General features: G+C 71.8%; 19 protein-coding genes. 8 read left to right on the plus strand and 11 right to left on the minus strand.

The genetic code is table 11. From position 1 onward, the window contains the following. Positions 1 to 50: 50 nt before the first annotated feature. Entirely contained in the window at positions 51 to 599 is a 549-nt protein-coding gene (locus E6W39_RS04310) for a carboxymuconolactone decarboxylase family protein (protein WP_141632336.1), read from the plus strand. Between the two features lie 69 nt (positions 600 to 668). Here E6W39_RS04310 and E6W39_RS04315 read toward each other — a convergent pair whose 3' ends face one another. The 5 genes from E6W39_RS04315 to E6W39_RS04335 all read right to left on the minus strand — a co-directional run bounded on the left by E6W39_RS04315 (position 669) and on the right by E6W39_RS04335 (position 8,139). Further along, positions 669 to 3,698: an alpha-mannosidase gene (locus E6W39_RS04315; RefSeq protein ID WP_141632337.1), complete on the minus strand. Its 3,030-nt coding sequence runs from the start codon at positions 3,696 to 3,698 to the stop codon at positions 669 to 671. A gap of 133 nt (positions 3,699 to 3,831) precedes the next feature. Continuing rightward, the gene (locus E6W39_RS04320; RefSeq protein ID WP_141632338.1) at positions 3,832 to 5,094 is read right to left on the minus strand and encodes a glycoside hydrolase 5 family protein; all 1,263 of its coding nucleotides are present in this window, start codon (positions 5,092 to 5,094) and stop codon (positions 3,832 to 3,834) included. 2 nt (positions 5,095 to 5,096) lie between these two features. After that, positions 5,097 to 5,960 carry a carbohydrate ABC transporter permease gene (locus tag E6W39_RS04325; RefSeq protein WP_141632339.1) on the minus strand — a complete coding sequence of 288 codons (864 nt, stop codon included), beginning with the start codon at positions 5,958 to 5,960 and terminating at the stop codon, positions 5,097 to 5,099. Further along, entirely contained in the window at positions 5,960 to 6,832 is an 873-nt protein-coding gene (locus E6W39_RS04330) for a carbohydrate ABC transporter permease (protein ID WP_141632340.1), read from the minus strand. The genes E6W39_RS04325 and E6W39_RS04330 overlap by 1 nt, the downstream gene beginning before the upstream one ends. A 17-nt stretch (positions 6,833 to 6,849) precedes the next feature. Further along, entirely contained in the window at positions 6,850 to 8,139 is a 1,290-nt protein-coding gene (locus E6W39_RS04335) for an ABC transporter substrate-binding protein (protein WP_141632341.1), read from the minus strand. A gap of 139 nt (positions 8,140 to 8,278) precedes the next feature. On the opposite strand from E6W39_RS04335, the gene E6W39_RS04340 reads away from it, so the two are divergent. From E6W39_RS04340 to E6W39_RS40275, 5 genes are all read left to right on the plus strand, one after another. After that, positions 8,279 to 9,298, plus strand: coding sequence for a LacI family DNA-binding transcriptional regulator (locus E6W39_RS04340; RefSeq protein WP_141632342.1), 1,020 nt, complete (start codon positions 8,279 to 8,281; stop codon positions 9,296 to 9,298). 174 nt (positions 9,299 to 9,472) lie between these two features. Next, a complete protein-coding gene (locus tag E6W39_RS04345; RefSeq protein WP_181799094.1) occupies positions 9,473 to 10,399 on the plus strand; it encodes a glycoside hydrolase family 18 protein in 927 nt (308 codons plus the stop codon). Positions 10,400 to 10,434: 35 nt separating this feature from the next. Further along, the gene (locus tag E6W39_RS04350; protein WP_141632344.1) at positions 10,435 to 14,643 is read left to right on the plus strand and encodes a glycoside hydrolase family 38 N-terminal domain-containing protein; all 4,209 of its coding nucleotides are present in this window, start codon (positions 10,435 to 10,437) and stop codon (positions 14,641 to 14,643) included. Next, positions 14,643 to 15,038 (plus strand): DUF7158 domain-containing protein, encoded by a 396-nt coding sequence (locus E6W39_RS40270; protein ID WP_456152136.1) that lies wholly within the window; start codon positions 14,643 to 14,645, stop codon positions 15,036 to 15,038. Before E6W39_RS04350 ends, E6W39_RS40270 begins: the two co-directional genes overlap by 1 nt. A 95-nt stretch (positions 15,039 to 15,133) precedes the next feature. Continuing rightward, on the plus strand, positions 15,134 to 15,334 hold the full coding sequence (locus tag E6W39_RS40275) for a hypothetical protein (RefSeq protein ID WP_220140160.1): 201 nt from the start codon (positions 15,134 to 15,136) through the stop codon (positions 15,332 to 15,334). A gap of 180 nt (positions 15,335 to 15,514) precedes the next feature. On the opposite strand, the gene msrA is transcribed toward E6W39_RS40275, so the two are convergent. From msrA to E6W39_RS04380, 5 genes are all read right to left on the minus strand, one after another. After that, on the minus strand, positions 15,515 to 16,021 hold the full coding sequence (msrA, locus tag E6W39_RS04360; protein ID WP_141632345.1) for a peptide-methionine (S)-S-oxide reductase MsrA: 507 nt from the start codon (positions 16,019 to 16,021) through the stop codon (positions 15,515 to 15,517). A 58-nt stretch (positions 16,022 to 16,079) separates the two neighbouring features. Next, positions 16,080 to 17,543, minus strand: a complete 1,464-nt coding sequence (pntB, locus tag E6W39_RS04365) for a Re/Si-specific NAD(P)(+) transhydrogenase subunit beta (RefSeq protein ID WP_141632346.1) — start codon at positions 17,541 to 17,543, stop codon at positions 16,080 to 16,082. Positions 17,544 to 17,549: 6 nt separating this feature from the next. Further along, entirely contained in the window at positions 17,550 to 19,121 is a 1,572-nt protein-coding gene (locus E6W39_RS04370; protein ID WP_141632347.1) for a Re/Si-specific NAD(P)(+) transhydrogenase subunit alpha, read from the minus strand. Positions 19,122 to 19,516: 395 nt separating this feature from the next. Next, positions 19,517 to 20,593: an alpha/beta hydrolase family esterase gene (locus tag E6W39_RS04375; RefSeq protein WP_141632348.1), complete on the minus strand. Its 1,077-nt coding sequence runs from the start codon at positions 20,591 to 20,593 to the stop codon at positions 19,517 to 19,519. 31 nt (positions 20,594 to 20,624) lie between these two features. Continuing rightward, positions 20,625 to 21,347: a FadR/GntR family transcriptional regulator gene (locus E6W39_RS04380; protein ID WP_141632349.1), complete on the minus strand. Its 723-nt coding sequence runs from the start codon at positions 21,345 to 21,347 to the stop codon at positions 20,625 to 20,627. 30 nt (positions 21,348 to 21,377) lie between these two features. Between E6W39_RS04380 and E6W39_RS41005 the strand changes: the two genes are divergently transcribed. Next, a complete protein-coding gene (locus E6W39_RS41005; RefSeq protein ID WP_228717959.1) occupies positions 21,378 to 21,758 on the plus strand; it encodes an ester cyclase in 381 nt (126 codons plus the stop codon). A gap of 49 nt (positions 21,759 to 21,807) precedes the next feature. Then, positions 21,808 to 22,452 (plus strand): NADPH-dependent F420 reductase, encoded by a 645-nt coding sequence (locus E6W39_RS04390; protein WP_141632351.1) that lies wholly within the window; start codon positions 21,808 to 21,810, stop codon positions 22,450 to 22,452. 146 nt (positions 22,453 to 22,598) lie between these two features. On the opposite strand, the gene E6W39_RS04395 is transcribed toward E6W39_RS04390, so the two are convergent. Further along, positions 22,599 to 23,693 (minus strand): PP2C family protein-serine/threonine phosphatase, encoded by a 1,095-nt coding sequence (locus E6W39_RS04395; RefSeq protein ID WP_141632352.1) that lies wholly within the window; start codon positions 23,691 to 23,693, stop codon positions 22,599 to 22,601. Positions 23,694 to 23,702 lie beyond the last annotated feature (9 nt).

Here is a 23,702-nt window from a genome sequence, read left to right on the forward strand (position 1 = left end):
CGAGGCAGTGAAGGCCACGACAACCGCACCGAGCGAAGGACATCACCACCATGGCGATCGAGACCACCACCACCGAGACCACCACCACCGAGACCGCCGCTGCCGAGGCCACCACCGCCCGCACCGTGACCGCCTCCCGGCTGTCCAACCCGGTCAAGCTGGTTCCCGAAATGGGCGCGGCGGCCGGCGCGTTGTACAAGGCCGTCGGCAACGGTTCGGTGCCGCAGGGAACCATCGACCTGATCCAGCTGCGGGCCGGCCAGATCGTCGGCAACACCTACCTGACCGCGCTGCACACCAAGAGCCTGCGTGCGGCCGGGGAGCCCGAGGAGCGCATCGACGCCGTCGCCTCCTGGCAGGACGCTCCGTACTTCACCGAGGCCGAGGCCGTCGCGCTCGCCCTGGTGGAGGCCGTGCTGCAGCCCGCCATCCACGGCGAGCGGGTCCCCGACGCGCTCTTCGCCCGCGCGGTCGCGCACTACGACGAGAAGGCCCTGGTCACCCTCGCCCTCGCGATCGGCCAGGTCAACTTCTTCATCCCGCTCGCCCTGATCGGCAAGCCTCTGCCGGGCCTCAAGCCCTCGGAGCAGTGGACCTGAGCCCGACCCGGGCGGCTTTCGCCACCGGCGGCTGCCTGTTGAGCAGGCGCGTGCTCAACAGGCAACCGGTCAACCGGTGGTGGTGCGGGTCAGCCGCAGCGTGACCAGCTCGAACGGGCGCAGGGTCAGTTCGATCCCCTCGCCGTCCAGCGGCAGTTGGTGCTGCGGGCGCTCCAAGAGGTCGCATCCGTCGACCCGGGCGACGGGGAACGAGGTCCGCAGCCGCGCCCGCGACCTGGCGCCGTGCGCTTCGTAGAGCCGTACCACCAGATCGCCGCTCTGGTCGTCGGCCAGCTTCACGGCGCTCACCACTACGGCGTCCTGGTTTACCGTCACCAGCGGCTCCACCGCGTTGGAGCCGCTGACTCGCCGCTCCGGCAGGTTGATCCGGTAGCCCTCGCGCACCGCGTCGGCGATGGTCGCGCCGGGCACCAGGGCGTGGTGGAAGACGTGCCGCCCCTGGTCGGTGTGCGGGTCGGGGAACCGCGGTGCGCGCAGCAGGGACGCGCGCAGCGTGGTCGTGGTGCCGCGGTCGGCGGTGCGCACGGTGCGGGTGACATCGTGACCGTAGGTGGAGGCGGTGACCAGGGCCACGCCCCAGTCGGGTTCGGTGAGATGGACGAAGCGGTGGTTGCAGGCCTCGAACTTGGCGGCCTCCCAGCTGGTGTTGGTGTGGGTGGGCCGGTGCAGATGGCCGAACTGGGTCTCGGCCGCGTACCGGTCGGTGTGCAGGTCGAGCGGGAAGGCGACCTTGAGGAACTTCTCGGTCTCGTGCCAGTCCACCTCGGTGTCCAGGTCCAGCCGCTTGGCGCCGGCGGTGAGCGTGAGGGTCTGCAGCACCGTTGACTTGCCGAACGACCGGGTCACCTGGACGGCGACCGCCTGCGGGCCGTCGGCGGCCAGCACCACCGAGTCGGCGTCCGTGAGGTCGGTGCCGGTGTTGCGGTAGAACTGGTCCACGTCCCAGGCGTCCCACATGTTGGGGAAATCGGGATGCAGTTGGAGCAGGTTCGCGGCTGTGCCCGGGGCCACGGCCTCCCGCCCGGCGGCCACGTCGTACAGCGAGACCACCAGGCCGCGCGCGTCGACCGCCACGCGCACCAGGCCGTTGGAGAGGGTGAAGCCGCCGTCGGGGGACGGCTCGGCGGTGCAACTCCCCGGTGCGGGCGCGACGGTGGCAGCCCCGCCGGCCGGCACTGCGCCGCGGTCGTGCGGGGCCGAGTTGAAGGCGATCTCTGACGATCCGTCACCAGCCAGTGCGCGCTGGGATGCGCCGATCAGCTCTTCCAGTTCCTCCGCGACCCTGGCGTAGGTCGCCTCCGCCTCCCGGTGCACCCAGGCGATGGACGAGCCGGGCAGGATGTCATGGAACTGGTGCAGCAGCACGGTCTTCCAGATCCGGTCCAACTGCTCGTAGGGGTACGGGAGTCCGCACCGCACCGCCGCTGTGGCGGCCCACAGCTCCGCCTCCCGCAGCAGGTTCTCGCTGCGCCGGTTGCCCTGCTTGGTGCGGGCCTGGCTGGTGAGGGTGGCCCGGTGGAGTTCGAGGTACAGCTCGCCGACCCAGACCGGCGGTTCGGGGTACTCCGCCTGGGCCTTGGCGAAGAACTCGGCGGGCCGCTCCCAGCGCACGGTGGCCGAGCCCTCCAGGTCGCGCAGCCGGGCCGCCTTGCCGACCATCTCGCGGGTGGTGCCGCCACCGCCGTCGCCCCACCCGGTCGGGGCGAGCGAGTGCGAAGCCCGTCCCTTCTCCTTGAAGTTGCGGGCGGCATGGGCGATTTCGCTGCCCTTCATGGAGCAGTTGTACGTGTCGATCGGCGGGAAGTGGGTGAAGATCCGGGTGCCGTCGATGCCCTCCCACCAGAAGGTGTGGTGCGGAAAGGTGTTGATCTGGCTCCAGGAGATCTTCTGGGTGAGCAGCCACTTGCTGCCGGCGGCCTTGATGATCTGCGGCAGGCCGGCGGTGAAGCCGAAGGTGTCGGGCAGCCAGGCCTCCTCGTTCTCCACGCCGAACTCGTCGAGGAAGAACCGCTTGCCGTGGATGAACTGCCGGGCCATCGCCTCCGAGCCCGGCATGTTGGTGTCGGACTCCACCCACATGCCGCCGGCGGGCACGAACCGGCCCTCGGCCACGGCCTTCTTGACCTCGGCGTAGACCTCGGGGCGGTGCTCCTTGATCCAGGCGTACTGCTGGGCTTGGGACATGGTGTAGATGAACTCGGGGTGCTCGGCGACCAGCGCGGTCATGTTGGCGCAGGTCCTGGCCACTTTGCGGACGGTCTCGCGGAGCGGCCAGAGCCAGGCGGAGTCGATGTGCGCGTGGCCGACGGCACTGATCCGGTGGGCGGACGGCACGGCGGGGGCGGCCAGCACGCCGGCCAGCTCGGCTCGGGCCGCCGGGGCCGTGCCGTTGACGTCCTGCAGGTCGACCGCGTCGAGGGCGCGTTCGACGGCGCGCAGCAGTTCCCAGCGACGGGCGCCGTCAGCGGGCAGCTCGGCCATCAGCTCGCCGAGCACCTCCAGGTCGAGCACCAGCTCGTACACCACCGGGTCGAAGACTGCGAGGTCCATCCGGGTGATCTTGTACTGCGGGGCGCTGCCGGCGGTCGCCTTGTCACCGAGGTCGGTGGGCAGGAACGGGTGGTAGTCGAGGATCACCGGGTTGGCGGCCGCCTCGATGTGCAGCTCGACCGTCTCGCCGCCTGAGGCCGAATCAACGATCCGCACCCACTGGTTGCGCGGGTTGAGGCCCTTCACCGGGGTGCCGTCCGTGCGGTACACCAGGCCCTCGCACTGGAAGCCGGGCATGTTCTCGTCGAAGCCCAGGTCGAGCAGTGCCTCGACGGTGCGGCCGGCCCAGTCGGCGGGCACGATGCCGCTGACGGTCAGCCAGCTGGTGCCCCAGGGTGCGCCCCAGGCCTGGCCGACGGTGAGCGGCGTGCGCGGGGCGGCCAGGCCCTCGGCGACCGGGACGGGCTCGCCGGGGGCCGTCCAGATGCCGACCTGGAGTGGCACCGACTCGGGGTAGACGGCGGGGCGGATCCGCTCGTCCAGCACCCGCTTGAGGCGGGCCTCGACCAGGGAGCGGTCATCGTGCATGGGCTGGACTCCGAATCCGTGGCTGAGGGATGTGGTCGGGGCGAGCTGGCGGGGCGACGGCTGCGGTGGCGGGGCGAGCTGGCGGGGCGGCAGGGCATCAGCGGTAGGCGGGGCGTCAGCGGTAGGCGGGGCGTCAGCGGTGGGCAGTGTCGACGGTGATCAGGTCGGTGATACCCCGTGCACCGAGGTGGTCGCGGTCCGACGCGCGGTCGGCCAGCACCACGGCGGGTCGCTCGCCGGTGGCGGCCAGGTCCATGAAGGCCTCGAAGAACGCGCCGCCGGGGGCGGTGACCGAGCGCTTGCTCGCCTCCGCCGGCAGGTCGAGCACCAGCGCGACGGCACGCGGGCGCGGGCGCGGCGGCTCGGCCCGCGCCGCCGCGACCAGTTCGGCGAGCACCCGGCCGGCCGGCTTGACCCGGCCCTCGTTGGTGAACAGGCCCAGCCCGTACTCCAACTCCGGGAAGTCGGCCAGCGCGCGGTCCACGTCGTGCGAGCACCACCAGGTGACGCCCCACAGGTCGGGGCAGTCCAGCACCGCCGCCACGGTGGCCTCGGTGAAGCGGCCGGCGTCCTCGGGCGCGATGTGCGGGGCGGGCGCGCCGACCTCCTGCAGCCAGACCTGCCGGTGCGGGTCGACGGCCCAGGCCTTCGCCAGCTCCACCAGGTAGGCGGCGTGCTGGGCGGTGGCCGTGGCGTACGGGCCGTGGCGCTGCGCGGTGCCGTTGAAGACCCAGGAGTGCACGGCGGTCACCGCACCGATCGTGGCGGCGTGCGCGGGCGTGAAGGGATGGTCGTCCTGGTACCAGGCGGCGTCATAGGCGGCGTGCAGGTGCAGCCGGCCCGGTGCGCCCGACTCGCAGGCGGCCAGCAGCCGGTGCAGCCAGTCGGCGGCCTGGCCGGGGGTGATCCGGTCCGGGTCCGGGTGCGGCTCGCCGGAGAACTGGTTGAACTCGTTGCCGATGGTCAGGCCGAGGAAGTTGGGCCGGTCGGCCAGCGCCGCGCCGAGCGCCCACAGGTAGGCGGCCTGGCCGTCCACCACCTCCGGGTCGGTGAAGAGGCTGCGCCGGTGCCAGGTCTGGGTCCAGGCGGGCAGGAAGTCGAAGCTGGAGAGGTGGCCCTGCAGCCCGTCCACCGCGACGGCCAGCCCCCGCTCGCCGGCGGCGTCCACCAGCTCCCCCAGCTGCTCCAGCGCGCGCGGCCGGATCAGCGTGCGGTTGGGCTGGAATAGCGGCCAGAGCGGGAAGACCCGCAGATGGTCCAGGCCGAGCCCGGCGATCGCGTCCAGGTCGGCGCGCACCGAGTCCAGGTCGAAGTCCAGCCAGTGGTGGAACCAGCCCCGGCTGGGCGTGTAGTTGACCCCGAACCTGACCTGGCGAGCCGTAGTAATGCTGTCCATCATTAACCCTTCACCGCCCCTTCGCCGACACCCCGGAAGAAGAACCGCTGCAACGCCGTGAACAGCACCAGCACCGGTACCAGCGCGATCATGGTCCCGGCCGCCATGGTGCGCGGGTCGGCCGAGAAGACACTGTGCAGATAGGACAGGCCGACCGTCAGGGTGAGCTTGTCGGGACTCTGCAGCACCAGCAGCGGCCACAGGAAGTCGTCCCAGGCAGCGATGAAGGTGAGGATCGCGATCACGCTGAGGGTGCCCTTCGCACTGGGCAGCCCCAGATACCGCAGCCGCTGCCAGACGTTGGCACCGTCCAGCACCGCCGCGTCCTCCAACTCGGCCGGAATCGCCAGGAAGGCGTTGCGCATCAGCAGCACGTTCAGCGCACCGATCATCGACGGCAGCGCCACCCCGAGCAGCGAGTTGCCGAAGCCCAGCCGGGTGACCGTCTGGTACTGCGAGATCACGGTGACCTCCCCCGGCAGTACCAGGGTGGCCAGGAACAGCCCGAGCACCAGGCGCCGCCCGCGGAACTCCAGCCGGGCCAGCGCATACCCGGCGGCGGTGGCGCCGACCAGGTTGCCGCCCACGCAGAACACCGCCACGATCAGCGAGTTGAGCGCGAACTTGGCGATCGGCACGGTCCGTGACACCTGGCCGTAGGCGGCCGTGCTGGGGTGGGCGGGGAGCAGCCGCGGGGTGGCGGTGTAGACGTCCTCGGTCGCGCTCTTCAGCGAGGTGGACAGCTCCCAGAGCATGGGCCCCACGGTGATCGCCAGCACCACCAGCAGGGTGAGGTAGCGGGCCGTCAGCCCGAGCGGCGTGACGGAGTCGAACACCGGTGATCTGCGCCTGAGTTGATGCTCCATCAATCCTCCCTGCGGTTCCAGCGGGCGAGCAGCAGCAGCGGGCCGACGGTGAGGAAGAAGAGCAGCACGCTCAGCGCCGAGGCGTAGCCGAGCCGGCCGTCGGCCCCGGAGGCCGCCTGCTGGATCAGCATCACCAACGAGACGTCCTGGCCGCCGATCCCGCCTGTGCGCCCGCCGAGCACATAGAGCTCGGCGAAGACCCGCATGGCGTTGACCGCGATCAGCATCGCCACCAGCGCCATGGTGCCGCGCACCCCGGGCACGGTGACCGACCAGAACCGCCGTACCGTGCCGGCGCCGTCCACCGCGGCCGCCTCGTGCAGCTCGCGGCGGACGTTCCCGAGCGCGGACAGGTAGAGCACCATGTAGTAGCCCAGCCCCTTCCACACCGTCAGCGCGATCGCGCTGAACAGCAGCAGCCAGCGGTCGGTGAGGAAGGGCAGCGCCGAGTGGATCCATCCGGCCTGCTGGGCAAGGCCGTTGACCAGGCCGCGGTCGTCCAGCAGCCACTGCCAGATCATCGCGACCACCACCGCGGAGGCGATCACCGGGAAGTAGAAGACGGTTCGGAAGAAGCCCATGAACGGCAGGGTGCGCTGCACCAGCAGGGCGAGCAGCAGTGGCAGGAAGGTCAGCAGCGGCACGCAGACCGCCATGAACACCAGGGTGTTGAGGATGGCGTCGCGCAGGTGCGGGTCCTGCCACATCAGCGAGTAGTTGCGCAGCCCGATGAAGGACCCACCGCTGAGCGTGTGCACATTGGTGAACGACAACACCGAGGTGTTGAGCGCGGGCCACAGGTTGAACACCGCCAGCCAGAGCAGTGCGGGCGCGACCAACAGCCATGGGGTGTACGAGCGGTGGGATCTCATCGGGCGACCTTCCAGGGCTACTGGGCGAGCAGTTGGTTGGCCTGGTTGACGGCGTTGTCCAGGGCCTGCCTGGAGCTCTCCTTTCCGGTCATGGCGAGCGCGATCTGCTGGTTGAGCGCGGTGTTCATGGCGTCGGTCCACAGCGGCGGGGTGAAGTTCACCGCGTTCTGCATGTCCTGGTACGCGTAGACCGAGGCGTCGCCCTGCGGGGTGCCGTCGCTCTTGCTGTAGGCCGGGTCGCCGGCGGCGGCCGTGGTGCCGGGCAGGTAGCCGGGGGCCAGCTTGATGAAGGCGACCTGGTTGGCGTTGTCGGTGGCGAACTGCGCGAAGGCCAGGGCCAGCGGCAGGTTCTTGCTCTTGGCGGCGACCGAGATGCCCTGGACGTAGAGCGGGGCGGTGTCCAGCGCGGGCGAGGGCACGATCTGCGGTGCCAGACTGGGGTCGGACTGCTGCACGCTCTGGATGTAGTTGCCGCCGGCCGTGGTCCAGGCGACCTGCTGCTTGACGAACAGCGCCGAGTTGCCCTCGTAGGTGCTGGTGAGCACATTGGACGGCAGATAGCCGGCCTTGTAGGCGGCGGTGTACTTGTCGAGCATCGCGGCGGCGCCGCCGGTGTTGAAGGCGAACTTCTTGCCGTCCGGAGTCATCAGCTGGGTACCGGAGTTGACGATGTCGCCGAGGCCCGGCGGGCGGCTCATCAGGTAGTCCTTGCCACCCGACCTGTCGTGCATCACCTTCGCCGCGGCCACCAGTTCGTCGAAGGTCTTCGGCGGCTTGGCCGCATCCAGGCCGTCGCGCTGCATCATGGCCTTGTTCCAGAACGACACGTCGGTGCCCAGGTACCACGGCAGGGCGTAGGTCGCGGTCCCCAAGTCGGCGTAGGTGTAGGCCTTCAGGCCGCTGTGCACGTAATCCTGGTTGAGCGTCGGCACGTTGCGGCCCAGGTCGAGCAGGCCGCCGGCCTTGGCGACGGCGTGCGCGATGTCGGGCGGCAGGTTGACCACGTCGGGCAGCGAGCCGCTGGTCACCTGGCTGGTCACCTTGTCGGCGTAGCCGTCGCCGGGCTGGTCGGTCCAGTTGACCGTGGTGCCGGGGTGCTGGTTCTCGAAGTCCTTGATCAGAGCGGTGAAGTACGGCGTGAACTTGTCGTTCTTCAACGACCAGGTCTGGAAGCTGATCTCGCCCTTGAGCGGGCTGTCGGTGGCGACCGTCTGCTTGGCCGCCTCGCCCGATCCGCCGCCGACTCCGCAGCCGGCGAGGGCGGCGACGGCGGTGGCGAGGGCCAGTAACGTGCGGATTCTGGGCATGGGGGGTCTCCGCTCCTGCACGGCTGGATGAGGGTGGGTCTGGAGCGCTCCGCGAAGCTTGCATCGGTTAGCTAAACCGGTACAGCGATGCGGTGGACTATGCTCGCCGCCGGAACGGGTGTCAAGGGAGGACGCACGAATGGGCAGACCCACGATCGCCGACATCGCCCGCCAGGCGGGCGTCTCCAAGGGCGCGGTGTCGTTCGCGCTGAACGGGCGGCCGGGGGTGAGCGAGCAGACCAGGGAGCGGATCCTGCGGGTCGCCCAGGAGATGAACTGGCGCCCGCACAGCGCGGCGCGGGCACTGGGCGGGGCCCGGGCCGGGGCGGTCGGCCTGGTGCTGGCCCGTCCGGCCCGCACCGTCGGGGTCGAGCCGTTCTTCGCACAGCTGCTCTCCGGCCTGCAGGCCGAACTCTCCACCCGCTCCACGGCACTTCAGCTGCTGGTGGTGGAGGACACCGCCGCCGAAATCGAGGTCTACCGGCGCTGGTCCTCGGAGCACCGGGTGGACGGCTTCGTCCTGGTCGACTTGCAGGTTCGCGACCCGCGGATCGCGGTACTGGAGGAGCTGGCGATGCCCACCGTGGTGCTGGGCGGCCCGCGCCGGCAGGGCAGCCTGCCGACCGTCTGGGCCGACGACCGGGCGGCGATGCTGTCGATCGTCGAGTACCTCGCCGCGCTCGGTCACCGCCGGATCGCCCATCTGGCCGGGCTGCCCGCCTTCCTGCACACCCAGCGGCGGATCCGGGCGCTGCGGGACGCGGCCCGCCGGCTCGACCTGGTCGAGGCGTACTCGGTGCCCACGGACTTCAGCGACGCGGAGGGCGCGGCGGCCACCCGGGCGCTGCTGGCCCGCCGGGAGCGGCCGACGGCGATCGTCTACGACAGCGATGTGATGGCGGTGGCCGGGCTGGGGGTGGCCGCGGAGATGGGCGTGGCGGTGCCCGCCGAGCTGTCGCTGGTCTCCTTCGACGACTCGGTGCTCGCCCGGATCGTCCACCCCCCGCTGACCGCGCTGACCAGGGACACCTTCGCACTGGGCGAGTTGGTGGCCCGCACCCTGCTGGCCGCGATCGAGGATCCGCTCAGCCAGGTGGAGCTGAAGACCGCGACGCCCCGGCTGACCGTCCGGGAGAGCACCGCGATGCCGCGCCGGTGATCAACTCGCGTGAGACGCGCACCTCTTGACGTTGCCGCCGGCACTCCTCGACGCTGCCATCCATATCTTCCGGACGGTGCACGGGCATTGACTCCCGAAGCTAAATCGCTTTAGCGTCCCCTGGCGAAGCGGATGCCGATCGGCGTCCGCTCCCCCAGCACGGAGGTGCCCCTCATGCCCCGGCTCCGCAGCTCCGCCGCACTCGCGTTACTCGCGGTCGGCGCACTGGCCCTGTCCGTCACCCCGGCCGGCGCCCACGCCGCCGACCCCGCCCACCGCGCCACTCCGGCCCACCACGTGGTCGCCTACTACCAGACGCAGTACGACAACGGCAGCTACGTCTCCCCGCTCCCGCTGCGCGGCGCCGCCACCGACGTCGACGTGGCCGCCTTCCACCTCAACGCGGGCTCCACCATCACCCTCAACGACGACCCGCCGTCCGCCGCCAAGTACAACCAGATGTGGCAGGACCTGGCCACCCTGCAGCAGAGCGGCCTGAAGATCGAGGCGATGCTCGGCGGCGCCGCCCAGGGCAGCTACGCCGACCTGCACAACAACTTCGCCACCTACTACCCGCAGCTGCGCGACACCCTGCGCGCCCACCACTTCAACGGTGTCGACCTGGACATCGAGGAGACCTTCTCGCTCGCCGACACCGAACACCTGATCAAGCAGCTGCACGCCGACTTCGGCAGCGGCTTCATCGTCAACCTGGCGCCGGTCGCCAGCGACCTTTCGGGTGGCTCCAGCTTCTCCGGCGGCTTCGACTATTCCCGGCTGGACCGGGACATGGGCAGCCGGATCTCCTGGTACAACGCCCAGTTCTACTGCGGCTGGGGCGATCTGAGCAGCACGACCGACTATGACTCGGTGGTGGCCAACGGTTTCGCCCCGTCCAGGGTGGTGGCCGGCGCGGTGACCAACTCGGCCAACTGCGACGGCTACGTCGACCCGGCCACCCTCGGCTCGACGCTGACCGCGCTGGTCGGCGAGTACCCCGGTTTCGGCGGGGTCGCCGGATGGGAGTACTTCAACGCCGTTCCGGTGAACGGCAGCGGACCGGCTTCCTGGTACGCCGCGGCGCAAAACGCGATGAACTGACGTAGCGTCAGTCCACGGAGAGAGGAGCACCGCCCGTGTCGGTCAAAATCACCGCCGTGGAGTCCACCGACCTGTTCGTGGGCACGGAACAGGACCCGTGCCAGGTGCTGCGGGTGAGGTTGAGCGGCCACCGGTCGACCACCGTCACCGTCAGCGGCCCCGGGGTGCACGGCGAGGCGAGCGGCACGGGCACCGTCGAGGTACCGCTGGAGATCACCGGCGCGGCCCCCGGCACCGAGCTGCCGGTCACCGTCACCGCCCGCCGTTCCCAGGTCGAGGCCACCGTGCTGGTCGCCGAGCCGGGTTGGACCATGTTCCTGGTCTCGCACTTCCACTACGACCCGGTGTGGTGGAACACCCAGGCCGCCTACACCTCCCCGTGGGAGCTGCTCTCCGGCGACGCCACCACCCGGCCGCTCTGGGAGCGCAACGGCTTCGCCCTGGTGGACGCCCACCTGGCGCTCGCGCTCCGCGACCCGGACTACCGGTTCGTGCTGGCCGAAGTCGACTACCTCAAGCCCTACTTCGACCAGCACCCGGAGCGCCGCGCCGACCTGCGCCGACTGCTCGCCGAGGGCCGGGTCGAGCTGGTCGGCGGCACCTACAACGAGCCCAACACCAATCTGACCGGCTCCGAGACCACCATCCGCAATCTGATCCACGGCATCGGCTACCAGCGGGACATCCTGGGCGGCGACCCGCAGACCGCCTGGCAGCTGGACGTGTTCGGCCACGACCCGCAGTTCCCGGGCCTGTTGGCCGCCGCCGGGCTGACCGCCAGCGCCTGGGCCCGCGGCCCGTTCCACCAGTGGGGCCCGATCCAGAAGAACTTCCGCACGGCCAAGGACGACGCCCGGGTGATGCAGTTCCCCAGCGAGTTCGAGTGGCTCTCCCCCTCGGGCGACGGGGTGCTCACGCACTACATGCCGCACCACTACTCGGCCGGCTGGTGGATGGACTCCTCCCCCGACCTGGCCACTGCCGAGCAGGCCGTCTACCAGCTCTACCAGAAGCTGAAGCCGGTCGGCGCCACCCGCAACCTGCTGCTGCCGGTCGGCACCGACTACACCCCGCCCAACAAGTGGGTCACCGGGATCCACCGCTCCTGGGCGGCCAAGTACGTCTGGCCGCGGTTCGTCTGCGGCACCCCTCGCGACTTCCTGACCGCCGTGCGGGCCGAACTCCAGGCCTCGGGGCGCCGCCCCAGCCCGATCAGCCGGGACATGAACCCGATCTACACCGGCAAGGACGTCTCCTACATCGACACCAAGCAGGCCCAGCGGGCGGCGGAGGTGGCCGCGTTGGACGCCGAGAAGCTGGCCACGCTGGCCGCGCTCCAGGGCCTGGGCCGGTATCCGCACAGCGCGCTGGACAAGGTCTGGCGGCACCTGGCCTACGGCGCCCACCATGACGCGATCACCGGCTCCGAGTCGGACCAGGTCTACCTGGACCTGCTCGGCGGCTGGCGGGAGGCGCACGACCTGGCCGCCGAGGTCCGCGACCGCTCGCTGGACGCGCTGGTGGCCCGGATCGACACCAGCGGGGACGGGTCGGCCGTGGTGGTGGCCAACACGCTCTCCTTCGATCGGTCGGGCTTGGTGTCGCTCCGACTTCCCGACCAGCTGACGGATGCCCGAGTCCTCGACGACGACGGCGAACCGGTGCCCTGTGCGGTGGCCGACGGGGTGCTGCACTTCGCCGCCGACCGGGTGCCGTCACTGGGCTGGCGCACCTGGCGGCTGGTTGACGGTGCCTCAGATCCGCTCTGGCGGCGAGCCGATGGGCTGACGGTGGCCAACCAGCGCTACCGGGTCACCGCCGATCCGGCCCGGGGCGGCGCACTGTCCAGTGTGTACGACCGGCGGCACGACAGGGAGTTGCTGCGCGCCGGCCAGCTCGGCAATGAGCTGCGGGTCTACCAGGAGTACCCGCAGCACCCCGACTTCGGCGAGGGCCCCTGGCACCTGCTGCCCAAGGGCCCGGCCATCGGCTCCGGAGGGCACGCCGCCACGGTGCACCGGGAGACCGGGCCGCTGGGTGAACGCCTGGTCGCCACCGGCCAGGTGGACGGCATCACCTACGAGCAGACCGTCACCCTGTGGCACGGCGCCGACCGGGTGGACTGCCGCACCAGGGTCCTCGACTACACGGCCGCCGACCGCCTGGTCCGGGTGCGCTTCCCGGCCGACCTGCCCGGCGCCCTGCCGATCAGCGAGGTCGCCGACGCCGTGGTGGGCCGCGGCTTCGCCCTGCCGGACGTCGATGTCGCCGAGGCCCCCTGGACCTTGGACAACCCCGCCAACACCTGGTTCGGCCTGGGAGCGACGGCACGAGTGCGGGTGTCCTCGCCGGACGGTGACTCCCTGGGTGAACGGGCACTGGGTGTGGCCGAGTTGGTGGTTCCCGAGCTCGACGAGGCCGCTGACGCCCGCGAGTTGGTGGTGGCGCTGGCCCGGGTCGGCGTCACCACGACCACCGCGAGCGCCGACTGGTCGCGGTACGGGTGGCTGGACGTCGACTCCAACCTGCCGGACTTCCGCATCCTGCTCGGCAGCCCGGAACGCAACCCGGCCGTAAGGGAGTTGCTGGCGCGGGCCGGTGAGCCGTACGCGGAGCTGCTCGCCGAGCACGGGCGGGTGTGGGTCCCGGCCGAGCGGCCGCTGCGCGAGGTCTGGCAGCCCAATGCCGACCTGCGCGACCTGCGGGCACTGCCCGCACTGGTGGCGCTGGACCGGGACGCGCTCGCCGCCGACCTGGCTGACGCGGCGGTCGACGCCGTCTGCCCCGAGCCGCTTCACGAGAGCGAGCGGTTGACCGACCACACGGTGGCACTGCTCAGCTACGGCCTGCCCGGCTTCGCGGTCGACCCCACCGGCGCGCTGCACCTGTCCCTGATGCGCTCCTGCACCGGCTGGCCGTCCGGCGTCTGGATCGACCCGCCGCGGCGCACCGCCCCGGACGGCAGCGCGTTCCAACTGCAGCACTGGACACATGAGTTCAGTTACGCCCTGGTGTCGGGGGACGGTGACTGGCGGTCCCTCGAACTGCCCGCGCAGGGGCAGGAGTTCAACCATCCGCTGTACTCGCGGGTAACTCCCGCGCAGTCCGGGCCGCTGCCCGCCGAGCTGTCCTGGCTGCGCGTCGAGCCGGCCCGCGCGGTGCGGCTGGGCGCCCTGAAGCCGCAGGGGAACCCGGTCGCACACGGCTCGGCCGCGGCTGCCGACGCCACCGACGGGGTGACGGTCCGCCTGTTGGAGTCCACCGGGCTCGGCAGCACCGCCCGCCTCGGTGGCGCGCTGGCTCTGGACCGACTGCACTCGGCGGACCTGCTGGAGCGGCCGGGTGCGGCGGTGGCCGACGGCGCGATCGAGCTGACGGGCGCACGGATCGCCACGGTGGTGGGGGTGGCGGCGGCCGTCGTGGTCACGGATGCCATCGAGGTGCTCGGGCCGGTGGCCGAGCGCGCCCAGCCGGTGCACGCCCGCTACTGGCTGCACAACCGGGGCCCGGCACCGCTCGGCTACCTCCCGCTGTCGGTCGGCGTCAGCCCCGGTCTGCGCCACACCAACGGCGAGCCGGTGGAGTTGACCGCCGTGCTCTCCTCCCAGCTGCGCGACACCGAGGTGACGGGCACCCTGGAGATCCTGGCCCCGGACGGCTGGCAGGTGTCCGTCCGCCGCCGCCCCTACCGTCTCGCCGTCGACGGCCACCTGCAACTGCCGATCACCGTCACCCCGGCGCACCGAGCCGAACCGGGCCTCTACTTCGTGGCCGTGCGCACCGAGTACGACGGGCAGGTGATCGAGGACGTCGCCACGGTCGCGGTCGGCAAGGTACCGGGTGGCCAACTCCCCGTCCCCGGCAAGCCGATGGACGAGGGGCGGCAGACCCAGGGCACCAAGTCCGGCAAGGCCCGGGACACCGGTCTGTCGGTCGACGTCACCTCAACCACCGTCCGCCTCACCCCTGGTGACACCACGGCGATCGAGGTGCGGCTGGCCAACCGCACCCGTGGCGAGATCCGCGGCGAACTGCAACTGGTCTCGCCCTGGGGCAGCTGGGAGCTGCTCGCCGAACCGGTGCGGGGCTTCACGGTGGCGCCCGGGGAGCAGACCACGGTCGCGTTCGAGGTGGCCGTACCCACCGACGCCGCACCAGGGCACTCCTGGGCCGTGGCCAAGGTGATGTGGTTCGGCCGCTGCCAGTACGCGCCGACCGTCGAACTGCGGGTGGCGGCACCGTGATGCACACCCACGAGCCGCTACTGGGCCTGCTGGACGGCCGCCCACTCCCCCGCGCCGAGCTGGACGCCCGGCTCGCCGCCCTGCGCGCCGGCCCGCGTGCCTCGGCGCTCCCCGCCCCCGGCACCCAGCAGGACCGCCAACTCACCCGCTGGGTGGCCCAGGTGCTGCTGTCCGAGGAGCTGTGCGCCGCCGAGGCCGCCGCCCGGGGCCTGGACTGCGCGACAGCCTCACCAGTCCATCTGGACCAGCGAGCCGCAGTCGAACTGGGATCGATCGCGGCGGCCGCCTTCGAGGGCAGCGCCGCCGTCCGGGCGGTGTACGAGGCGGTCACGGCGGACGTCCAGGTCACCGAGCAGCCGCCCGCCGCCGACCCGCCCCGCCCGAGTGGCAACTGAGCACCCCCGACGGCGACTTCACCGCCGACCCGGCCACCCTCCCCACCGACCTGGCCGACGCCCTGCGCACCGCAGGCCCCGGTCGGCCGGTCACCGTGGGCCCCTGGACCGCTACCCTGCTCGGCCCGGCACCTCCCGCCCCCGGCCCCGACCCGGCAGCCGAACTCCTGGACTGCGCCCGCCGCCTCGCCTTCGTCCGCTGGCTGGACCAGGCCCGCGCCACCCGCCTCACCCTGGTCCCCGGCCTGGAACACCCGGGCGACCCGGCCCAGCCCGACTACGACCACCGGCACTGACGGACGGCCGCCGCGCCCGGCCCACTGCGCGGGCGCGGCCGACAGCGAGCCCCAAGCGGCACGGAGGCCCACCAGCGCAGCGCTAGCGGGCCCCCAGCGGCGCGAAAACCCGCCGGCGCAGCGCCGCTGCCTGCCGGTGCCCGTCCGGCCCCGTGAAGCTGCCGCCCCAGCGGCGTGCCGTCAGCCCGCCGCCCGGCGCGGCAGCTTCCAGCCCGGGCGCGGGAAGTGGCAGGTGTAGCCGTCGGGGAACTTCTGCAGGTAGTCCTGGTGCTCCGGTTCGGCCTCCCAGAAGGCGCCGGCGGGGCTGACCTCGGTGACGACCTCGCCCGGCCACAGGCGCGAGGCGTCGACGTCGGCGATGGTGTCCTCGGCCGTCTTCTTCTGCTCTTCGCTGGTGTAGAAGATGCCGGAGCGGTAGCTGCTGCCGATGTCGTTGCCCTGCCGGTTCATGGTGCTGGGGTCGTGGATCTGGAAGAAGAACTCCAGCAGCGCCCGGTAGTCGGTCAGGGCCGGGTCGTACACGACCTCGATGGCCTCGGCGTGGCCCTCGTGGTGGCGGTAGGTGGCGTTGGGGACCTCGCCGCCGGTGTAGCCCACCCGGGTGGACAGCACGCCGGGCTGCCGGCGGAAGAGCTCCTCCATGCCCCAGAAGCAGCCGCCGGCGAGGATCGCCTTCTCGATTGCCATCGTCTCTCCGTTTCGGGTCGGGTGTCCCACCAGGACCCGACCCTACAGCGCGGACCGGCTAGCCGGCCGCCGCCGTCTGCTGGGCGGCCGGGCCCGAGGCGTGCGGACCGGCGTCGCCGAGCGCCTGGAGGATCGCGTCGACGCTCTGCTTGGCATCGCCGAAGAGCATGCTGCTGTTCTCCCGGAAGAACAGCGGATTCTGGACTCCCGCATAACCGGAGGCCATCGACCGCTTGAAGACGACGACGTGCTCGGCCTCCCAGACCCGCAGCACCGGCATGCCGGCGATCGGGCTGGACGGGTCGTCGGTGGCGGCGGGGTTGACGGTGTCGTTGGCGCCGATGACGAGCACCACCGAGGTCTCGGCGAAGTCGTCGTTGATCTCGTCCATCTCCAGGACGATGTCGTAGGGCACCTTCGCCTCCGCCAGCAGCACGTTCATGTGCCCGGGCAGGCGCCCGGCGACGGGGTGCACGCCGAAGCGGACCTCGACGCCGCGTTCGCGCAGCCGCCGGGTCAGTTCGGCGACCGGGTGCTGGGCCTGCGCCACCGCCATGCCGTAGCCCGGGGTGATCACCACCGAGCTGGCCTGGGCGAGCAGTTCGGCCGCCTCCCGGGCCCGGATCTCGCGGTGCTCGCCCTGTTCCTCGTCCCCGCGCGCCGGGGATTCGATGCCGAAGCCGCCCGCGATGACCGAGATGAAGGAACGGTTCATCGCCTTGCACATGATGTACGACAGGTAGGCACCCGAGGAGCCGACCAGCGCGCCGGTGACGATCAGCAGGTTGTTGTCGAGCAGGAACCCGGCGGCCGCCGCGGCCCAGCCGGAGTAGCTGTTGAGCATGGAGACCACGACGGGCATGTCACCACCGCCGATCGAGGCGACCAGGTGCCAGCCCAGCGCGAGCGCCAGGACGGTGACCGCGACCATCAGCGCGAGGTCCGGGCTGACGGTGAACCAGATCGTCAGCGCGGCGAAGGCGGCCAGCGCACCGAGGTTGAGCGCGTTCTTGCCGGGCAGCGTCAGCGGGCGGGAGGCGATCCGGGCGGACAGCTTGAGGAAGGCGACGATGGACCCGGTGAAGGTGACCGCGCCGATGAAGATCCCGATGAACACCTCGGCGTGGTGGATGCCCAGCAGGTCGGCGGCGATCCGGGTCTGACCCGAGCCGTGCGACTCGACCTCCAGGTAGCTGTCCCAGCCGACCAGCACCGCCGCCAAGCCGACGAAACTGTGCAGCACGGCGATGAGTTCGGGCATCTGCGTCATCTCGACCTGCCGTGCCCGCCACAGGCCAAGCGCGCCGCCCAGCGCCATCGCGATGATGATCAGGGCGACCGCGCCGGCCGTGATGCTCTGGGCGGCCAGCACGATGGTGGCGACCAGCGCGAGGGCCATGCCGGCGATGCCGTAGCCGACGCCGGCGCGCGAGGTGCGGTGCTGGGACAGCCCGGCCAGGCTGAGGATGAACAGCAGGGCGGCCACCAGGTCCGCGGCGTGCGAGGCTGTGGTGGAAGTCATCGGAGCTCAGCGCCTTTCGGGGGACGTCGAGAACATCGACAGCATGCGGCGGGTGACGGCGAAGCCACCGAAGATGTTCACGCTCGTCAGCAGGATCGCCGCAAAGGACAGCACGGTCACGACCACGCTCTCGTGCCCGATCTGCAGCAGGGCGCCGATCACCACGATCCCGGAGATCGCGTTGGTGACCGACATCAGCGGGGTGTGCAGCGCGTGGTGGACCTTGCCGATCACGTAGTAGCCGATCACCACGGCGAGTGCGAACACCGTGAAGTTCTCCGCCAGTTGGGCCGGGGCGAAACCGACGACGGCGAACATCGCCGCAAGGCCCACGCCGATCAGGCCGAACCGGGCCGCCGGGGTGAGCCGGGACCGTCTCGGCTCCACCGGCACCTCGGCGGCGGCCGGCCCGGCGGCGGGCGCGGCCGAGACGGCCACCGGTGGCGGCGGCCAGGTGAGCTCCCCCGCCCGCACCACGGTCACCGCGCGCTGGACCACGTCGTCGAAGTCCAGGACCAGTTGGCCGTCCTTGCCGGGCGTCAGCAGCTTCAGCAGGTTGAGCAGGTTGGTGCCGAACAGCTGCGAGGCCTGGGCGGGCAGCCGGGATGCGAGATCGGTGTAGCCGATGATGGTGACGCCGTTGTCGGTGACCACCGCACGGCCCGCCACGGTGCCCTCGACGTTGCCGCCCTGCGCGGCGGCCATGTCGACGATGACGCTGCCGGGCTTCATCACCGCCACGTCGGCGGCGGTGAGCAGGCGCGGGGCGGGACGGCCGGGGATCAGCGCGGTGGTGACGACGATGTCCACGTCCTGGGCCTGCTCGTGGTACAGCTCGGCGGCCGCGCGGTCGTAGTCGGCGGAGGTGGCCTTGGCGTAGCCGTCGGTACTGGCCTCCTGGGTGACGTCGACGGCGAGATACTCGCCGCCCAACGAACGGACCTGGTCGGCGACTTCGGGCCGTGGATCGGTCGCGCGGACGATCGCGCCCAGGCTGGAGGCGGCGCCGATGGCGGCGAGGCCGGCCACGCCGGCACCGGCCACCAGGACCTTCGCCGGGGGGACCTTGCCCGCGGCCGTCACCTGGCCGGTGAAGAAACGCCCGAACACGTGGGCCGCCTCGATCACCGCCCGGTAGCCGGCGATGTTCGCCATCGAACTGAGTACGTCCATCGACTGCGCCCGCGAGATCCGCGGCACCGCGTCCAGCGCCAGGGCCGTGAGCGGGCGCAAGGACAGCTCCTCCAGGAGGTCGGGCCGCTGCGCCGGGGCGAGCAAGCCGGCCACGGTCGCGCCATCGGCCAGCCGGGCGATCTCCCCGGTTGACGGCGCGTTGACCTTGAGGACGGTGTCGGCCGCCCAGGCATCGCCGATGCTCGCGCCGGCCTCGGCATAGGCCTCGTCGGTGAAGCCGGAGGCCGAGCCGGCCCCGGACTCGACGACGACCTCATAGCCGAGGGCGAGCAGGCCGCGCACCGTTGACGGGGTGGCCGCGACCCGGGTCTCGCCCGGGGCGGACTCGGTGACCACTCCGATGCGCTGCGGGGGGTGGTGGTGTGCAGAGCCGTGTGCAGACATCTCTCGTGGCTCTCTCTTCGTCGCAGGAGCTGTTGACGGGGATCCGCGATCGGGGGAGTGCTCCCCTTGGCCGCAGGAACCTACACGTCCGGGCGCGGCCGGCGCAGGGGTCTGGACCGTGACATGTTTCACCTCAACGCGGACCGGCTCGGCGGGTTTGGGTCGCCGCAGCTGACGCCGTGTCAGTTCAGTTCACCACGGTGGGCCCGGCAGAGCCGTCTCGGCTCACCGCTTTCGCAGGTCCCGGCCCCGACTCCCGCCACGCGGCCGCCCCTCCCCTGTCACTCCGACGCCGTCTGCGGCACCCTTGCCGATCACCCGTGCCACGCCCGCTCCTGGCTCCGGGATCACCCGGACGGCCCGTTGCGCGGGCCGGTCACGAGCGGTCGGTCCGGCTACGGCTTGGCCCCCGGCAGGGGGTGGGCGGCGAAGAAGGCCGCGATCGTCTGCGCGGAGTCGATCGGGCCGACGGTGGCACCGGGACCGCTCGGTGCGGTGGCAACCGTCCAGGTGTGTCCGCCGCCGGCGATGCGGTCGTTGACGACCACCGACCCGTCGGCACAGCCCGACCACGTGGTCTGGGTGACGTCGGCGCTGAGGGCCTGCTCGACTCCCGCGCCCGTGCACTTGTCGCGCTGACGCCACAACTGGAGCCACGCGTCGGTCCCGTACAGCCTGCGGGCCGGGTTGCCGTCGTAGGGAATGACCCAGTCGCTGCTGCCGTGCAGATTGAGGACCGGCAGCGGGTGCCCACTGGCGGTGCAGTGGTTGCTGTCCTGGTAGAACGCACCGGAGACGGTGGCGACGGCCGCGACACCGCTGATGGTGCAGGCGGCCGACGCGGCGAAGCCGGCGCCGTCCGACTTGCCGGTCAGGTCGATCCGGGTGGCGTCGACACAAGGCGCCTGCGCCAGCCACTGCACCAGGTCATCGGCGAACTCGTAGTCGTGCGCGGAGTCCCCGAGGTAGGGCGTGGCCTCCCAAGTCGACTTCGCACCCTCGCCGTTCAGGCCCTGGGCGTACAGCACGACGGCATTGACCCCGTCGAGCCGCGAGTACGCCTCCAACTCGCTGTCGGTCTCGCCACGTCCGGGGAAGGCGATGATCGCGAGATGCTTCGCGCCGGCGGTGCCAGCGGTGGCGGCGGACGGCAGGTGCTCGATGAACGTCCTTGACTTCCCGCCGACTTGGATCGTGTGGGTGGTCGCGGAGTTCGGGGCACCTGCACAGGCCGACCCACCGCTCACCGCCACCGTCGGGCTTGCCTGGGTCGGGCTGGCGGAGGCCGAGTTGACGGACGTCGGCCTGACGGACGCCGGGTCGGCGGAGGCCGAGTTGGCGGAGGCCGGGCCGGCCGAGCAGCCCGCCGACGAGCCCACCGCCAGCACGGCGACGAGCCCGGCGGCCAGGCCGGACGCCGACCGGCGCAGCGGGAGGTGCCGACGCGCCTCACGTCGAATCTGGTGTCGCAAAAGTGTGCGCCTCTCTTTGGTTGACGGTACGTCAGGCATCCGTCGACGGCTCGTCTTCTCGCGGCCGGCGCAGCAGCGTCGCGGTGCTCGCACGCAGCTCACGCAGGTGCTGTCGGGTGAGTTCCTCGGCCGCGACCGGGTTCCGGTCCCGCACCGCCTCGAAGATCGCCTGGTGCCGGTCGCGGTCGTGGACCCGGTCCTGGATGAGTCCGCGCAGGGTGCGCTGCTCCCCGCGCCGCACCGCGAGCAGCGAGTCGACGACCTCGAACAGCATCGGATTGCCGGACGCGGCGGCCAGGTCCCGGTGGAAGTTGCGGCCTCGGGGCACCCGCGACTGCGTCGCGATCTCCACCGCGGCTGCCAGCTGGGCCAGTTGCTCGTCGGTGCGGTTCCGGGCGGCGAGCGCGGCGATGCTCGGTTCGATCGCCAGTCGCGCCTCGACGAGTTGGAGGATCTGCTCGTCCCGGATGGGCACGGAGTTGGGATTGGGCAGCACCGTCCGCCGCACCCCGGGACCGACGAAGATCCCGGACCCGTGCCGCAGTTGGACGGCATCGGTGGCCTGCAGCCTGCGCAGCGCCTCCCGGATCGTGGGCGGGGTCACCCCGAACCGCTCGGCCATGCCCCGCACCGTGGGCAGGCTGTCGCCGGGGCCGAGCCCCTGCTCGGCGATCAGGTCGAGCAGGCCGACTGCCAGCCGCTCCGCCAGGCCGGCCGGATAGCGCGCCTGGTCATCCGCTCCACCGGTTGCCATGACCGAATCCCCCATTCAGCAATTGACCAAGTGACTATATCAATCCTCGCCGGACGACACCGCGGCCGTGGTGGCGATGCTCGTCGGCGACGACGCCGCCGCGCTGACGGGCCAGGTCGTCACCGTCGACGGCGGCCTGGTGATGCGCTAGGAACACGCGCGGCGATCAGCCGCGGCGCGATGCCCGACGGGCCGGCCCTGCAGACCCACATGGTCGCCGAGAACAACCGGCTCGCCTCCCGCAGCGTCTGGGACGGCACCATCGCCGGGACCGGCCGTGCGGGCGACTTCACCACCCTCGACTTCTTCCGTGTCGAGGACGGGCTGATCGTCGAGCACTGGGAGTCGGTCGACTGGGTGAGGGCCTATCAGGCATTCGGGCTGCTGCCCGACGACATCCGGGACATCTGAGACATCTGCGCTAGACCTGACTCAACGTCAGCGGAAAGGAAGACCGGAGATGACCACCGCAATCGTAGGCGTCGGCAGCATCGGCAGCACCCTCGCCCGGCACCTGGTCGCCGGGGGCGAGAACGTCGTCCTGGCCGGGAAGGGCGCCTCGCGTGCCAACGAGCTCGCAGCCGAGCTCGGGCCGCTCGCCCAGGCGGCCCCCTCCGTGCCGGACGCGATCGCGAGCGCGGACACGGTCGTGCTCGCCATCTGGCTGGACCACATGCGGGAGCTGGTCCCGCAGGTCGCACCCCTGCTGGACGGCAAGGTCGTGATCGACCCGTCGAATCCGATCGCGTTCGACGACAAGGGCCAGATCGTGCGGTCGCTGCCCGAAGGGCAGTCGGCCGGGTCGGTGGCCGCCGCCCTGCTGCCCGAAGGCGCCCACTACGTCAAGGCGTTCGGCACCCTCGCCGCGGAGGCTCTCGCCGCGAGCGCCAACCGCACGCCGCATCGCGCGGTGCTCTTCTACGCCACCGACGACGACAGCGCGGCAAGGGCGGCCGAGCGGCTGATCCGCACGGCCGGGTTCGAGCCCGTCAAGGCCGGCGGCCTGGCCGCCGCCGGACGCATCGAGGCACCCGGCGGCGACCTGCACCAGTTCGGCTTCAACGGCGAGGTCGTCGACCTGGACCGGGCACGAGCTGCTGTGTGATCGTCATGATCCTCGGGAGCAGCTGACCGCTCCGCAGCGGTGGGCAATTCACCGACTCTGGCCGGGCTCGGTGCCGCAGCAGGCCGCCCGCCGCCTTGCCAAGCGCTGCCCCGGCAGGGCTCCCGGCAAGGCGGCCAGCCCGGGGTTCAGGGTTCGCGTCGCAGGGCGAGCACGGCCGCATCGTCGTTCAGCCCGTCGGTGGCCCAGGACTGCACGTCGGCCAGCAGCTGGGCGAGGAGGGCGTCCGGCTCCGCGGCGGTGAGGTCGGTGGCCAGGCGGGCGGCGAGGGGGTAGAAGTCGCCGGCCGCGTTCCTCGCCTCGGCCACCCCGTCGGTGTAGAGGAGCAGCAGGTCGCCGCGGTGGAGGTCGAAGGTGCGGCTGCGGTAGGGCTCGCCGGTCAGTGCGCGCAGTGCCAGCGGTGGTGCGAAGGCGGGCGGCTCCAGCGCCGTCACCACCCGGGAGCGGTGGCGCAGCAGCGGGGGTGGGTGGCCGCAGTTGACGACCTCGGCCGGCCCCGTCGCGGTGGGGATGCCGAGTAGGACGGCGGTGACGAAGCGCTCTCCCTTGGGGCGGTTGGCGAGGGCGGTGTCCAGTCGCTCGGCCAGGCCGGCCAGCTCCGGCTCGGTGCGGGCCGCCTCGCGGAACACCCCGAGCACGTCGGCGGCGGTCTCCACCGCCGCCAGTCCCTTGCCCTGGACGTCGCCGAGCAGGATCCGGATGCCGTGCTCGGTCTCCATGACCTCGTACAGGTCCCCGCCGATGCGGGCCTCGGCCGCGGCGGCCAGGTAGCGCACGGCGATCCGCAGCGCTCCCACCCGCGCGGGCACGGGGCGCAGCAGGGCGCGCTGGGCAGCCTCCGCGACGGTGCGGACCTGGAGGAGCTCGTGCTCGCGCGCCCGGACCAGCAGGGTGGTGGCCGTGCTCGCCAAGGTCACCGCTGCCACCGCCGTCAAGGTGGCCAGCTGGACGGCGAGCGGCACATCCGGGTTGGCCAGCACGAGCAGGGCCACTCCCGCCGCCGCCACGACCCCGGCCGTCGCCGGCACTTTCGGTGAGCGGGTGCCCGCGCTGGCCAGCACCGGGAGGCAGGCCAGGACCGGCGAGAGGGTCGACCCCGGGCCGGTGGCGAGATCCACCAGCACCGCGAGGGCGACCAGTCCGTAGGAGCCGAGCAGCAGGGCCTGCCGGCGGGAGGGCAGGCCCGAGGGGAGCAGCCCTTTCCCGGTGTCCGGTTCAGGCATCGTCGCCTC

The sequence above is a fragment of the Kitasatospora acidiphila genome (assembly GCF_006636205.1).
In the GTDB taxonomy this organism is placed as follows: domain Bacteria; phylum Actinomycetota; class Actinomycetes; order Streptomycetales; family Streptomycetaceae; genus Kitasatospora; species Kitasatospora acidiphila.

What these genes read in the sequence shown, in the direction of transcription:
- E6W39_RS04325 (WP_141632339.1), bottom strand. Translation starts at nt 5,960, where the DNA reads ATGGAGCATCAACTCAGGCGCAGATCACCGGTGTTCGACTCCGTCACG.
- E6W39_RS04320 (WP_141632338.1), bottom strand. Translation starts at nt 5,094, where the DNA reads ATGGACAGCATTACTACGGCTCGCCAGGTCAGGTTCGGGGTCAACTAC.
- msrA (WP_141632345.1), bottom strand. Translation starts at nt 16,021, where the DNA reads ATGGCAATCGAGAAGGCGATCCTCGCCGGCGGCTGCTTCTGGGGCATG.
- E6W39_RS40270 (WP_456152136.1), top strand. Translation starts at nt 14,643, where the DNA reads ATGCACACCCACGAGCCGCTACTGGGCCTGCTGGACGGCCGCCCACTC.
- E6W39_RS04345 (WP_181799094.1), top strand. Translation starts at nt 9,473, where the DNA reads ATGCCCCGGCTCCGCAGCTCCGCCGCACTCGCGTTACTCGCGGTCGGC.
- E6W39_RS04380 (WP_141632349.1), bottom strand. Translation starts at nt 21,347, where the DNA reads ATGGCAACCGGTGGAGCGGATGACCAGGCGCGCTATCCGGCCGGCCTG.
- E6W39_RS04330 (WP_141632340.1), bottom strand. Translation starts at nt 6,832, where the DNA reads ATGAGATCCCACCGCTCGTACACCCCATGGCTGTTGGTCGCGCCCGCA.
- E6W39_RS04370 (WP_141632347.1), bottom strand. Translation starts at nt 19,121, where the DNA reads ATGTCTGCACACGGCTCTGCACACCACCACCCCCCGCAGCGCATCGGA.
- E6W39_RS04315 (WP_141632337.1), bottom strand. Translation starts at nt 3,698, where the DNA reads ATGCACGATGACCGCTCCCTGGTCGAGGCCCGCCTCAAGCGGGTGCTG.
- E6W39_RS04395 (WP_141632352.1), bottom strand. Translation starts at nt 23,693, where the DNA reads ATGCCTGAACCGGACACCGGGAAAGGGCTGCTCCCCTCGGGCCTGCCC.
- pntB (WP_141632346.1), bottom strand. Translation starts at nt 17,543, where the DNA reads ATGACTTCCACCACAGCCTCGCACGCCGCGGACCTGGTGGCCGCCCTG.
- E6W39_RS04310 (WP_141632336.1), top strand. Translation starts at nt 51, where the DNA reads ATGGCGATCGAGACCACCACCACCGAGACCACCACCACCGAGACCGCC.
- E6W39_RS04390 (WP_141632351.1), top strand. Translation starts at nt 21,808, where the DNA reads ATGACCACCGCAATCGTAGGCGTCGGCAGCATCGGCAGCACCCTCGCC.
- E6W39_RS04335 (WP_141632341.1), bottom strand. Translation starts at nt 8,139, where the DNA reads ATGCCCAGAATCCGCACGTTACTGGCCCTCGCCACCGCCGTCGCCGCC.
- E6W39_RS04340 (WP_141632342.1), top strand. Translation starts at nt 8,279, where the DNA reads ATGGGCAGACCCACGATCGCCGACATCGCCCGCCAGGCGGGCGTCTCC.